Raw genomic sequence first — 12,386 nt, 5'->3', positions numbered from 1 at the left:
CCTGAGAGATGCCATGAAAACCATCGACCTCTTTTCCTGCATCGGCTGTCACGCATTGGGCTTTCAGCGCGCAGGGCTCACGGACCATGTTGCCTTTGTGGAGAAAAGCGAATTCCGACGGTCGATCCTTACAGACCGTTTCCCGGGCGTCCCGGTGTTCGATGACGTTTCGACCTACAACCCACCCGCGGCCGACGTCGTGTTCGGCGGTCCGCCCTGCCAGGAGACAAGTGTTGCAGCAGCTATCCATGGAAAACGAACTGGGCATAGCCTGTGGTCCGAAATGCTCCGCGTCGGGCTCAACGCCGGAGCAGAATGGATTGTCGTGGAGCAGCCCCCGGGAAATGCGGCGTGGGAAGCCAAAGTGTCTGCAGATCTTTCCCGATCTGGTTTCCACGTCGCCCGGCTTGAGTTCGGCGCTTGCGACATTGGCGCGCCTTACCTTCGCAGGCGCGTCTACTTGGTGGCCTGCACCAGCCTGCCGCGACTGGAGATCGCCTGGAAGGCGGGACCACGAGCGATTGAAGAAACCAAGAGGGCAGCAAATGCCCGAGGTGCTTGGGACCCGGATCAGCTCGCATCTCTACCTGTGGACGCTAAATCTGCCGGAGAAATGGTGCGGGAGCATTCCAGAGCCCGGCGCGAGCGGATCGAAGCCCTAGGCGACAGCAATCCGCCAGAGATGGCGGAAGTCATTGGGCGCTGCATAGCTGCAGCCAGCGCCGCACTTCAGGAGGTGAAATAGATGGGGACTCCGCAACCTCTCGCAGTGAGCGAAAAGACCGCTGCGAAAATGATGGACATGACCGTGAAGCAGTTCCTTCACCTGGTGGACTGCGGCTCACTTCCGCCTCCCGCTAAGATTGGCGGCGATATTCTCCGCTGGCGCGTGGCAGACATTAATGCTGTCCTGAACGGCTCCGCAATGGATGAAGAACAGATCACATGGTGAAGAAATTGCAGCGGAAATACCTGACTAGCAAAACGGTCAAGGGCAAGACGTACTACTATTTCCGCCGCGGCGAAATATACCAGCGCCTGCCGGACAACCCAGACAGCCCCACATTCGATGAGGAGTATTGGGCGATCCGCAACGGCCTTCTGAAGAAACGCAAGGCAACCACCTTTGAAGCCCTGATCCAGAGTTACTATCAGAGCCCGGCGTTCAAGTCGAAAAAGGCCAGCACTCAGAAGGAGTACAGGCGCACTCTTGAACTGATCCGAGAGAAGAACGGCAAGGCGGACTTCACCAAGCTCCGCCGCCGGGATGTGATAGCAGCCCGCGACAAGTTCGCAGAGACCTGGCGCAAGGGGAACGCCATGGTGGAGATGCTCTCCATCCTCTCCAAGCATGCAATCGATCTCGAATGGATCAAGGCCAACCCGGCCACTGGCGTCGGAAAGCTGAAGGGCGGCGAATACCAGCCTTGGCCAGAGGCCAAGCTGACAGCCTACGAAAACTACTGCCGGTCCCGCGAACTGGAGTGGGAGCTGACCGCCTTTATGCTGGGGATCGGCACCGGCCAGCGCATCGGCGACGTAATCCGCATGGAGTGGGCTCACTATGACGGCGGGTTCATTTCGGTGGCTCAAGAGAAGACCGGCGCACGCCTTTGGGTCGCCTGCCCGGTCTTTCTGCGTGAATACCTTGAGACCCTGCCCCGCAAAGGCCGGTTCATCATAGCGCAGTCGCTTCACAAGGGCGTGGCCAAACGAACCATCCAGCAGCGGGTCATGGTGGTGCGCGAGGAAATCGGCGCCCAGGAATTCGTCATTCACGGGTGGAGGTATTCTGCTGCGGTTGCGCTTGCTGAAGCTGGCGCCAGCGATAGCGAGATCCAGGCAGTTACCGGGCACAAGACACTTGAGATGGTCAAAAAGTACCGGAGTCAAGCGAACCAGCGAAAGCTGTCAGAAGCAGCTCAGGCCCGCCGGACCAGAACGTGAATAGAACGTGATTCTGGGAAACCTTCTGGGAAACTATAAAATCAGCACTGGCTAGCGCCGTGTAAATTCCCGGTTTTTCCGTTTAAAATCAAAGTGGTGCGGGTGAAGGGACTTGAACCCCCACGCCTTGCGGCGCCAGAACCTAAATCTGGTGCGTCTACCAATTCCGCCACACCCGCACGGTTCCGCAAGGCGCGCGGCCCTGCGTGCCGCGGTCAATAGCAAAGCTTTGCGGGGGATGCGAGCGGAAAACGCGCCCGCCGGCGGCTTATGCAAAACAGCAACAATCCGTCCGCAATCGTGCAACAATGGGCGGATTTTTGCCGGAAAAGACTGGGCCTGGAATCCAGTTGTGGCGTAGTTTCAGAAAAAAGTCTGAGGCAGACAAAGCGAGCAACAAGATGAAACCATTCGGCAATGCGGCCTTGCGGGCGCAGCTGGCGGCGCGTGGCCAGGCCCGTCCCCAGCGGCTGTTTCAGGGCAGCCAAAACATCAGTCTTTTGCGCGGCACCATTGTGCTGACCCGCGACGGCGAACGCGCCGCGGAAGAGATCAAGGCGGGCGACAGCCTGATCACCCGCACCCAAGGCATGGCGCAGGTAGCGGCAGTGCGCAGCCGCCGCGCGATGCTGCAGGCGGTTTGCATTGCCGCCGGGTCGCTAGGCGACACACGTGCTGACAGCGATCTGGTGGTGCCATGGGACCAGCGCATCCTGGTGCGCGACTGGCGCGCCAAGGCGATGTTCGGCCAGCCGCAGGCGGTGGTGCCGGCCTATGAGCTGGTGGACGGCGAGTTTATTCGCGACATGGGGCTGCAGATGATGGATCTGACCATTCTCGAGTTCTCCCGCCCGCATGTGATCTATGCAGGCGGATTGGAACTGGCCGCGGCCGCCGCGCCGCAAGAGGACCTGCGCCCGGCGGCCTGAGCCTTAGAGGCCCAGTTTGCGGAACACCGCGGGGATCTGCTCCGGCAGATCTTCGGCGATCAGTCCCGGGCCAAATTCCAGCGCGCATTCGACGTGGATATAGGCGGCGGTCTCTGCTGCCTGCATTGGACCGAAGCCGCGCGCCATCAGTCCGGTGATGAACCCCGCCAAAACATCGCCCGACCCGGCGGTGGCGAGCCAGGGCGCGGAGCGCTCGTAATGGGCGGAATTGACCGAGCAGCGCCCGTTCGGCGCGGCGATCACTGTATCCGGCCCCTTGAACAGCACCACGCAGCCCGCGCGTTTGGCGGCCTCGCGGGTGGCGTCCACTTTGGAATAGGCGGGGCCGGTGGTGGCTGGTGCGTTCAGCTTCTCCGCGAGGTCCGGGAACAGCTTGGCAAATTCGCCGCCATGCGGGGTGAGCACGCAGTTCTCGTGCAGGATTTCAAACAGCGCCTCTGGTTTCAGCTCAAACCGGGTCAGCGCATCAGCATCCAGCACAGTGGCACGCTTTTCTTTCAAGACGGCCATCACCAGCGCCTGCGTATCCGCCCCGCGCCCCAATCCGGGGCCAAGGCAGACCGCGTTGAACCGTGTGTCCTCCAGCAATTCGCTGACCCCATGCGCCCCGTCGATCTGCTGCAGCATGATGGCGGTCAGGTTGGCGGCATTTTCAAACATCGCCGAGCGCGGCGAACCGACGGTAACCAGCCCGGCCCCGATCCGCAGCGCACCGCGGGCAGCCAGCCGGGCGGCGCCGGTTTTGCCGTGGCCGCCAGAGAGGACGAGGGCGTGGCCGTGGGAATATTTGTGGCCAACCAGTTTTTTGAGGTCAGGAAGGTTTTCCTTCGTAAAAAGCGGCATTCCGGATTTTGTTGTCATTTCCGTTTCCAACACATTCAAAGTCCAATGCTCTTCACGACCAGCTTCCCGCAGGCTTTTGCACCCTCTCTCATGACCTGGCCTCTCTTCGGCAGATGAAATGTTACGGTGAGGTCGGCTTCAATAGGAACAAATTCAACTGCTTCCCACATTTCGTTCAGTTCGCATGGCGCGAAGTCGACGAAAACGCCCGTGTCTGAATGCAATCCGCTTGGTATGTCGATCGCCACGCGTTTGTCAGCACCTGAATGCAACTCGATTTCGCGGATAACTTCCCTGAGTTCTTCATCCATCGGACGGCTCACACCTATACCGAACAGTGCATCAATCAACATTGCATCTTGCCATTGCTGCAATGGCATTTCTGACCAGACGCGGGTCTTTTTGTTATGTCCGCCTAGCAGTTTAGTTTCCCTGCAGCTGAGTAGATCGCTCACGCCTCCCATCTTCAGCCATCTCTCATAATTCACCTTCGCATCCGGCGGCAGCTTGCTTGGATCTCCATAAAGGAACACCTCCACCTCACAGCCGCGCTCCTTCAAGAGCCGTGCCACCACAAAGCCGTCACCACCATTGTTCCCGGGCCCGCACAACACAACGGCCCTTCTAAGGTAGCCGGCATCTGCGCGCATATAGCTTGCAGGTGCAGCGACGGGTTCCCAGCCTTGTTCAAGTTCCGGCCACTCCTCAAAGATGGCCTCAACCACCCCCTGCCCGGCCCGCTCCATCAGCTCCAGCCCGGTGACTTCGCCGGACTCGATGGCAGCCACCTCAATGGCCCGCATCTGGGCTGCGGTCAGCAGTTCGGTCATGTTTCGCCCTTCTCCGATTCAATTCTGCGCAATTTCCGGGCGCAGTGCTTAATTTTTAGGCAGGCCCGATCAAATCCTGCCCGCAATTGCCGCAGCCGCAGCCTCCTGCATTGCTGCGTTCATTTAGAAGTGAAATGACACCTCCAACAAGCTTGCGAGGAGGCAAGGCATGAAAAAGATCGAAGCCATCATCAAGCCTTTTAAACTGGATGAGGTGAAGGAAGCGTTGCAGGACGTTGGCGTCCAGGGTCTTTCTGTCATCGAGGTCAAGGGCTTTGGCCGCCAGAAGGGCCACACCGAGCTTTACCGCGGCGCTGAATATGTGGTCGACTTCCTGCCCAAGGTGAAGGTCGAGGTTGTGCTGGACGACGATCAGGTCGACCAGGCGATCGAGGCCATTGTAGATGCCGCCAAGACCGACAAGATCGGCGACGGCAAGATCTTTGTCTCGCCCGTCGAGCAAGCCATCCGCATCCGTACCGGCGAAACCGGCCCGGACGCGCTGTAAACACACACGAAATCTCCAGATACCTATATCAGAAGGACCAAGGGAATGAGCGTAGACGCAGTTCTCAAGACTCTCCGTGAGGAAGACGTCGCATATGTCGACATCCGTTTCACCGATGTGCGCGGCAAGCTGCAGCACGTCACCGTGGACGTGGACCTGGTTGACGAAGACTTCCTGGAAGAAGGCTTCATGTTCGACGGCTCCTCGATCGCCGGCTGGAAGTCGATCGAAAACTCCGACATGAAACTGATGGCGGACACCACCTCTGCCTATATTGACCCGTTCTACGCGGAAAAAACCCTGTGCCTGCACTGCTCCATCGTTGAGCCCGACACCGGCGAAGCCTATGAGCGCGACCCGCGCGGCACCGCGCAGAAAGCGGAAGCCTACCTGAAGTCCTCCGGCATCGGCGATGTGGCCTACATGGGCCCGGAAGCGGAATTCTTCCTGTTCGACGACGTGCGTTACTCCAACACCATCAACAAGGTGTCCTATGAGGTTGACGCAACCGACGGCTCCTGGAACACCGATGCGGAATTCGAAATGGGCAACATGGGCCACCGCCCTGGCCTGAAGGGCGGCTACTTCCCGGTCAACCCGACCGACGAAGCGCAGGACCTGCGTTCCGAGATGCTGTCGACCATGAAGCGCCTGGGCATGAAGGTCGACAAGCACCACCACGAGGTTGCCTCCTGCCAGCACGAGCTGGGCCTGATCTTCGACAGCCTGACCAAACAGGCCGACGAGCTGCAGAAGTACAAGTATGTGATCCACAACGTGGCACACGCCTACGGCAAATCGGCCACCTTCATGCCGAAGCCGATCTATGGCGACAACGGCTCTGGCATGCACGTCAACATGTCGATCTGGAAAGACGGCAAGCCGCTGTTTGCAGGCGACAAATATGCCGACCTGTCGGACGAGGCGATCTACTTCATCGGCGGCATCCTGAAGCACGCCAAGACCCTGAACGCCTTCACCAACCCGTCCACCAACTCCTACAAGCGCCTGATCCCGGGCTTTGAGGCCCCGGTTCTGCGCGCCTACTCCGCCCGCAACCGTTCTGGCTGCGTGCGCATCCCGTGGACCGAAAGCCCGAAAGCCAAGCGCGTCGAGGCCCGCTTCCCCGATCCGGCGGCAAACCCCTACCTTTGCTTTGCAGCCCTGCTGATGGCCGGCCTGGACGGCATCAAGAACAAGATCGATCCGGGCGAAGCCATGGACAAGAACCTGTACGATCTGCCGGCCGAAGAGCTGGAAGGCATCCCGACCGTCTGCGGCTCACTGCGCGAAGCTGTTGACGCCCTGGCCGCCGACCACGACTTCCTGCTGCAGGGCGACGTGTTCACCAAAGACCAGATCGACGGCTACATCGAGCTGAAGATGGAAGAGGTCCACAAGTACGAGCACACCCCGCACCCGGTGGAATTCGGCATGTACTACAGCTGCTAAGCTGACAGACCAGTTACAGAGAGGGCGTCTTTCGGGGCGCCCTTTTCTTTTGCCGCCGCTGGCGCGTACCGCTGCCCGCGGATGCGAGGCTCTGCCTCGCGCTCCGGGATATTTGCAGCAAGAGGAAAAGCCGGCTTCTTTCTGGTTCGAAATACTCCGGGGGAGGCCCGCAGGGCCGGGGGCAGCGCCCCTCTGCCTTCTCGGCCCCTTGTGAAGGTGCAGATGTTGCTGTACTGCGGCCCGCTTCCACCGCAGCAAGGAGACGCCCCGTGATTGCCCCCCGCACCCTTGGCATTGACTTTGGAACTTCAAACTCTGCTGCGGGCATCGCGGTTGCGGGCCGCCCCTGGCTGGTGGAAATGGAGCCGGGAGAGCGAACTCTGCCGACTGCCGTGTTCTTTGAAGAGGGCGCACGGCACATGCGGATCGGCCACAGCGCCACGCGGGCCTTGATAAATGGGGGCGAGGGACGGTTCATGCGGGCGCTGAAAAGCCTGCTGGGCACGCCGCTCTTGCAGGAGGAGCGGCGGCTGGGCGGCGAGCGGCTGAGCTTTGCCAGCCTGATCGCGCGATTCCTGGCAGAGATGAAGCGCCGCGCAGAGGCTGCAACGCATATGGAATTCACCCATGCCCTGTCGGGGCGGCCGGTGCGGTTCCATTCCAAGGATGACGACCGCAACATGCAGGCGGAAAAGGACCTGCGCGCCTGTTACCTGGAGGCGGGGTTTCAGGATGTGATGTTCATGTATGAGCCCGAGGCCGCCCTACGCGCCGCAGCGACAGCGCCGGGCCTGGGGCTGATCGTCGACATCGGCGGCGGCACCTCCGATTTCACTGCGTTTGAGCAACGGGAAGACGGGGGAACCCGCATCCTGGCCTCGCATGGCGTCCGGCTGGGCGGCACCGATTTTGACCGGCAATTGAGCGTCCAGCATGTGATGCCACTGCTGGGCCGCGGCAGCCAGATCCGCAATACCTTTGGCGGCAGCACCCTGCCGGCGCCGAACCGGCTGTTCAACGACCTCGCCACCTGGCAGATGATCCCGTTCCTTTATGCGCCGGAAAGCCGCCGGGCAGCGCAGGAGCTGGCCGCCAACGCGGTGGAGCCAGAGAAACTGGCGCGGCTGGTGGCGGTGCTGGAGGATGAGCTGGGCCATGAGCTGGGTTTTGCCGTCGAGCATGGCAAGATCCGCGCCAATAGCGGCGAGGGCAAGGCGCTCATTGACCTCACACTTCTGGAGCGCGGTTTGTCAGTGCCGCTGGACGCTGCAGGCATGACCCAAACGCTGGCCGAACAGACCGCCGCCATCGGCACCTGTGCATCGGAAACCCTGGCGCAGGCTGGGATTGCGCCGGATATGGTCGAGCGGATCGTTCTGGTCGGCGGCTCTTCGCTGCTGGCGGCGGTACAGGCGGAAATGCGCAACTTGTGTCCAAATGCCCGGCTGGAAACGGGAAATGCGATGACCGCAGTTGCAGATGGCCTGGCGCTGGCCGCCGGGACGGCTTTTACCTGAGCAAATGGGAAGCAACCCCGGCTTTTCCCGTTAGACAAGTGGCGCGGGCGCGTTAGGCTGCAGGCCACGAGTTACATTTCGAGAGTTTGCTTCATGCGCCGGCTGATTGCCCCTGCCCTGATTTCCGCCTTGCTTGCCACCCCTGCCCTGGCCGCCCCTTGCGGCAATACATCCGCCGGCTTTGATGCCTGGAAGCAGGACTTCCAGCATGAAGCCAAGCGCGCGGGCGTGCGCAAGGCGGGGCTGCAGGCGCTGGCCAATGCGCAATATGCCCGCCGCACCATTTCTGCTGACCGCAACCAGAAGAGCTTCAAATACTCGCTGGAGAAGTTCATGCAGATCCGCGGCTCTGCCACAATCGTGGCACAGGGCCGCAAGCGCAAAGCGCGCAACCCGGATTTCTATTCAGCGCTTGAGCGCAAATACGGCGTGCCCGCGGGGGTGCTGATTGCGATCCACGGGATGGAAACCGCCTTTGGCAGCTATATGGGGGACAGCCAGGTGGTCTCGGCCATTGTCACGCTTACCTATGATTGCCGCCGGTCCGACTTCTTCCGGCCCCACGCGCTGGGGGCGCTGAAGCTGGTGGACCAGGGCGCGATTACGCCCGCGACGCAGGGCGCCAAGCATGGCGAACTGGGCCATACACAGTTCCTGCCCGGCAATGCGCTGGAATACGGCGTCGACTGGGACGGCAACGGACGGGTGGATTTCTACAACATGGGCGACGCGCTGGCCTCCACCGCCAACTACCTGCGCCGGAAAGGCTGGAAACCGGGCAAGGGATACCAGCAGGGCGAGCCCAACTATCGGGTTCTGAAAGAATGGAACGCCGCCACCGTCTATCAGCAGTCGCTTGCCATCATGGGCCGCCAGATTGACGGCTGAGGGGGCATTCCCGCTGGCATAGCGCCTGCCTTATGGGCAGGCGCTATGCCAGCTGGACCAAGCCCGAAAAACAGTTCCTGCGATTCCCGGGCCATTGTAGGCCTTAGGGCATCAATGTGTCCGGCAGCTGCCACAGTTGGGCCTCAATCCGGCCCCGAGATACCGCAAGATTCACGCGAAACTCTTTTTTTACAGACACTTGTCGATTGCCGCATTTGAACGGCTTCCGCGGCAGCCGCTTCCCGGCAATCGTCCTTCCCTGCCCCACTTTCAACTATTTCAAATTTTATTGTTTCTCTATCGGCACCCTGAATGGAGGATCCGGACGGTGGCAGAGAACATGCAGTATACAGGCAGGCTGGGTCTGGAAAGCCGCGATGGCGGGACGCTTTCTGCTGCAGTGGCCGCAGTGGTGGATACGCTTGAGGATTTCGGCCATCCCGCCGAAACAATCGAGGCCCGCGCAGAAAACACCGCCAAGCTGCAATGCGACCATTACCTGATCGCCATTCGGCTGCGCCGGGTGCCGCTGCGGCGCGCCAGCAAACTTGCGGGCAATGTCATGCAGCCTTCGGCGCTGCTGGAAGTGTCGCTGTCGCCGCTTTACGCGGGCTATTGCGACCGGGAAATCTCCGAGCTGTTCCTGGCCGAGATGCTGCGCCGTCTGCTGCCGTCGGTTGAGGCGACTTCGGTCGAATGGCTGGAGACGGACGTGGCGCTGACTTGCGAGCAGTTTCTCAGCGCCTTTGATCCCCAGCACGCCGCGCAGGCCCAGACCGCAGCTGCGCCGGCGGCAGCCGTTACCGATGCACAGGGCGAAATCGGCACAGACAGGCCGCGCGGGCGTGAACGTTTCACCCCGGTCGAAGAAACCGCACTGGAACTGGAAGCCCATTTCGATCGCGCCCTGGAAGACGCCAGGATCTGCAACAGCGCCGGCCCGGCGGCGCGCCGGCAGCCCCCACGCAAACCAGTGGCAGCAGCGTTTTCAATCAGCGGGCTGGGCCATCAGATGCGCGCGTCCGCGCTGGCAGCTATAAGCATGGCCGGCACCCGGCGCCTGCGCTTTATCAGCCACCTGCTGCTGCTGACGGCGCTGATCCTCTACCTGGAAAGCGCTGGCATGGTGCAGGCTGCGCGGCCGCTGGTGCCCTGACCAAGGCTAGCCTGCCGCGGCGGTGCCCCACTGCTGCAGCACATCCGCACGGGCCAGCACATAGGTGTGGATCGCAAATACCACTGCCCTGGACTTTGGCAGCCGCAGAATCATCTGTTTTTCGCTGCGCAAGTACTCCCCGCGGCTGCCATGGGAGGTGTCGCGCCGCTCGAATTGGCTGCGCGGCTGAAACAATGCCGGATCCTGATACCAAAGCGTATTGAACCGCCACAGCGGCAGGCCCGCCTGCACCCCGTCGAACAAGCGCTGCACCCGCGCCGCAATCCCGGCATCATAACTTTCCACTGGAACATGGATCCCGGTCAGGGGCCGCATGAATTTTTCGGACAGCATCCAGCTGGCCGGAAAGCACAGCACCGCGCCGGTCAGCACATGTTCCGCTGCTCCTTCCGGCTTTTGCAGGATACAGAAATCCTGCTGGGCGATCCCGCCTAGGCTGCCCAGCGGATCCTGCCAGTCAACCGCCGCCCCCGCAGCAGCGGCCGCCGGAGGTGATCCGTCCAGGACCAGCTGCAGCAGTTCCTGCGCCGCTTCCATCGCGCTTGGGTCCATTTGCAGGACATCCTGGCGCCGGTCAGCCAGCAGGCGCCTCCGCTCCGCCAGCTGCGCCGCAAAGGCCTCGTCCGGCTGCAGCCAGTCCTGCCGCGCAAGCGGCTGAATACCGGGCAGTTTCCGGGGCTGAAGCGGGTTATAAGGGATGGTTCTCTGCAGAATTGCCGTCATCCCCCAGCGATAGCATCCCCTGTGCCGCGGCACAGCTGCGACGTTGCATCATGCGTCAGAAACGACCTCAGACACGGTCGTTTTTTGCAGCGCTTTGGAGGCCAGGGAACGGCAGATTGGACAGGACTGTGCAGCGAGGACTTCCCAGCATGAACGAGCATTACCGCGATATCCGCAAGATCGACCCCACCCGCGGCGCCAAACTGGGCGACAACACCCCGAACGACAACAACCGTGTCGAGATCGGCCCGACCCAGCTGGCCTTTTCCGAATGGGCCGAAGCAGGTCTGCAGCTGCCCGACCTGCAGGCCATGCGCAGCTTCCGCTGGGAGCGGCTGACGCGCTTCATCAATGACCGCGGCTATGGCGGCCTCCTGGTGTTTGATCCGCTGAACATCCGCTATGCGACTGATTCCACCAACATGCAGCTGTGGAACACCCACAACCCGTTCCGGGCGCTCTTGATCTGCGCCGACGGCTATATGGTGCTGTGGGACTACAAGCAGTCGCCGTTCCTCAGTGAGTTCAACCCGCTGGTGCGCGAGCAGCGCGCAGGCGCCGACCTGTTCTACTTCGACCGCGGCGACAAGATCGACGTGGCCGCCGACAAGTTCTCCAACGAAGTGCGCATCCTTATGGAGGAACACAGCGGCAGCAACAGGCGGCTGGCGGTGGACAAGGTGATGCTGCACGGGCTGCGGGCGCTTGAGGCGCAGGGGCTTGAAATCTTCCCCGGCGAGGAGCTGACCGAGAAATGCCGCGCAGTGAAAGGCCCGGACGAGATCCTGGCAATGCGCTGCGCCAGCCACGCCTGCGAAACCGCGGTGGCGGAGATGGAAAAGTTCGCCCGCGAGCAGGTGCCCGGCGGCAATATCTCCGAGGATGACGTCTGGGCGGTTCTTCACGCGGAAAACATCCGCCGCGGCGGCGAATGGATCGAGACCCGGCTGCTGGCCTCCGGCCCGCGCACCAACCCCTGGTTCCAGGAATGCGGCCCCCGCATCATCCAGAACAACGAGATGATCAGTTTCGACACCGATCTGGTCGGCTCCTACGGGATCTGCATCGACATCTCGCGCAGCTGGTGGATCGGCGATGAAAAGCCGCGCCCCGACATGATCTATGCCATGCAGCACGGGCTGGAGCACATCCGCCACAATATGGAAATGCTGAAGCCGGGCGTGAACATCCAGGAGCTGTCCAAAGGCTGCCATCCGCTGGACGCGCAGTTCCAGAAGCAGAAATACGGCTGCATGATGCACGGTGTGGGCCTCTGCGATGAATGGCCGCTGGTTGCCTACCCGGATGCAATGGTAGAAGGCGCTTTCGACTATGAGCTGGAGCCGGGCATGGTGCTGTGTGTCGAGGCCCTGGTTTCGCCTGAGGGCGGCGACTTCTCGATCAAGCTGGAAGACCAGGTGCTGATCACCGAGGACGGCTATGAGAACCTGACCAAATACCCGTTCGACAAGGAACTGCTGGGCGAAGCGTAAAGCGCGGCTGCCGGTCCCTCCCGCGGGGAGGGACCGGCATATCCTGCGGCGCCGGCAG

General features: G+C 61.5%; 11 protein-coding genes, 1 tRNA gene and 1 pseudogene. 10 read left to right on the top strand and 3 right to left on the bottom strand.

Going from position 1 to position 12,386, the window contains the following annotated elements:
- Positions 1-13: 13 nt before the first annotated feature.
- From ACXAEK_RS14425 to ACXAEK_RS14415, 3 genes are read left to right on the top strand one after another with little or no spacing between them, the layout of a single operon-like run.
- The gene (locus tag ACXAEK_RS14425; protein ID WP_475042893.1) at positions 14-745 is read left to right on the top strand and encodes a DNA cytosine methyltransferase; all 732 of its coding nucleotides are present in this window, start codon (positions 14-16) and stop codon (positions 743-745) included.
- The gene (locus ACXAEK_RS14420) at positions 746-952 is read left to right on the top strand and encodes a helix-turn-helix transcriptional regulator (protein WP_475042891.1); all 207 of its coding nucleotides are present in this window, start codon (positions 746-748) and stop codon (positions 950-952) included. It begins immediately after the preceding gene.
- Positions 946-1,947: a site-specific integrase gene (locus tag ACXAEK_RS14415; RefSeq protein ID WP_475042889.1), complete on the top strand. Its 1,002-nt coding sequence runs from the start codon at positions 946-948 to the stop codon at positions 1,945-1,947. The genes ACXAEK_RS14420 and ACXAEK_RS14415 overlap by 7 nt, the downstream gene beginning before the upstream one ends.
- 94 nt (positions 1,948-2,041) lie before the next feature.
- On the opposite strand, the gene ACXAEK_RS14410 is transcribed toward ACXAEK_RS14415, so the two are convergent.
- Positions 2,042-2,126: transfer RNA gene (locus ACXAEK_RS14410), tRNA-Leu, on the bottom strand.
- A gap of 222 nt (positions 2,127-2,348) precedes the next feature.
- On the opposite strand from ACXAEK_RS14410, the gene ACXAEK_RS14405 reads away from it, so the two are divergent.
- Positions 2,349-2,876, top strand: a complete 528-nt coding sequence (locus ACXAEK_RS14405) for a Hint domain-containing protein (protein WP_475042887.1) — start codon at positions 2,349-2,351, stop codon at positions 2,874-2,876.
- 3 nt (positions 2,877-2,879) lie between these two features.
- Here ACXAEK_RS14405 and ACXAEK_RS14400 read toward each other — a convergent pair.
- Positions 2,880-4,570 (bottom strand): annotated as a pseudogene (locus ACXAEK_RS14400) (NAD(P)H-hydrate dehydratase).
- Between the two features lie 169 nt (positions 4,571-4,739).
- On the opposite strand from ACXAEK_RS14400, the gene ACXAEK_RS14395 reads away from it, so the two are divergent.
- The 5 genes from ACXAEK_RS14395 (at position 4,740) to ACXAEK_RS14375 (ending at position 10,091) form a co-directional block, all read left to right on the top strand.
- Positions 4,740-5,078 (top strand): P-II family nitrogen regulator, encoded by a 339-nt coding sequence (locus ACXAEK_RS14395; RefSeq protein ID WP_008554830.1) that lies wholly within the window; start codon positions 4,740-4,742, stop codon positions 5,076-5,078.
- 45 nt (positions 5,079-5,123) lie between these two features.
- Positions 5,124-6,530, top strand: coding sequence for a type I glutamate--ammonia ligase (gene glnA / locus ACXAEK_RS14390; protein WP_475042885.1), 1,407 nt, complete (start codon positions 5,124-5,126; stop codon positions 6,528-6,530).
- Positions 6,531-6,799: 269 nt separating this feature from the next.
- Positions 6,800-8,047 carry an Hsp70 family protein gene (locus ACXAEK_RS14385; protein ID WP_475042883.1) on the top strand — a complete coding sequence of 416 codons (1,248 nt, stop codon included), beginning with the start codon at positions 6,800-6,802 and terminating at the stop codon, positions 8,045-8,047.
- Between the two features lie 93 nt (positions 8,048-8,140).
- Positions 8,141-8,935, top strand: a complete 795-nt coding sequence (locus ACXAEK_RS14380; RefSeq protein ID WP_475042881.1) for a lytic murein transglycosylase — start codon at positions 8,141-8,143, stop codon at positions 8,933-8,935.
- A 340-nt stretch (positions 8,936-9,275) separates the two neighbouring features.
- On the top strand, positions 9,276-10,091 hold the full coding sequence (locus ACXAEK_RS14375; protein WP_475042880.1) for a hypothetical protein: 816 nt from the start codon (positions 9,276-9,278) through the stop codon (positions 10,089-10,091).
- Between the two features lie 6 nt (positions 10,092-10,097).
- Here ACXAEK_RS14375 and ACXAEK_RS14370 read toward each other — a convergent pair whose 3' ends face one another.
- Positions 10,098-10,835: a heme-dependent oxidative N-demethylase family protein gene (locus ACXAEK_RS14370; protein ID WP_475042878.1), complete on the bottom strand. Its 738-nt coding sequence runs from the start codon at positions 10,833-10,835 to the stop codon at positions 10,098-10,100.
- Positions 10,836-10,984: 149 nt separating this feature from the next.
- Here ACXAEK_RS14370 and dddP point away from each other — a divergent pair, with 149 nt between their 5' ends.
- Positions 10,985-12,328, top strand: coding sequence for a dimethylsulfonioproprionate lyase DddP (dddP, locus tag ACXAEK_RS14365; RefSeq protein ID WP_475042876.1), 1,344 nt, complete (start codon positions 10,985-10,987; stop codon positions 12,326-12,328).
- Positions 12,329-12,386: the final 58 nt, after the last annotated feature.

This window comes from Leisingera sp. ABM4_101, assembly GCF_056158725.1.
Note: the sequence above shows the minus strand (reverse complement) of the source record. Positions and strands in the feature narration are given on the sequence as shown.

Coding starts and splice junctions, on each gene's coding strand:
- ACXAEK_RS14375 (WP_475042880.1), top strand. CDS start 9,276: ATGCAGTATACAGGCAGGCTGGGTCTGGAAAGCCGCGATGGCGGGACG.
- ACXAEK_RS14405 (WP_475042887.1), top strand. CDS start 2,349: ATGAAACCATTCGGCAATGCGGCCTTGCGGGCGCAGCTGGCGGCGCGT.
- ACXAEK_RS14420 (WP_475042891.1), top strand. CDS start 746: ATGGGGACTCCGCAACCTCTCGCAGTGAGCGAAAAGACCGCTGCGAAA.
- ACXAEK_RS14395 (WP_008554830.1), top strand. CDS start 4,740: ATGAAAAAGATCGAAGCCATCATCAAGCCTTTTAAACTGGATGAGGTG.
- ACXAEK_RS14425 (WP_475042893.1), top strand. CDS start 14: ATGAAAACCATCGACCTCTTTTCCTGCATCGGCTGTCACGCATTGGGC.
- ACXAEK_RS14415 (WP_475042889.1), top strand. CDS start 946: ATGGTGAAGAAATTGCAGCGGAAATACCTGACTAGCAAAACGGTCAAG.
- dddP (WP_475042876.1), top strand. CDS start 10,985: ATGAACGAGCATTACCGCGATATCCGCAAGATCGACCCCACCCGCGGC.
- glnA (WP_475042885.1), top strand. CDS start 5,124: ATGAGCGTAGACGCAGTTCTCAAGACTCTCCGTGAGGAAGACGTCGCA.
- ACXAEK_RS14380 (WP_475042881.1), top strand. CDS start 8,141: ATGCGCCGGCTGATTGCCCCTGCCCTGATTTCCGCCTTGCTTGCCACC.
- ACXAEK_RS14370 (WP_475042878.1), bottom strand. CDS start 10,835: ATGACGGCAATTCTGCAGAGAACCATCCCTTATAACCCGCTTCAGCCC.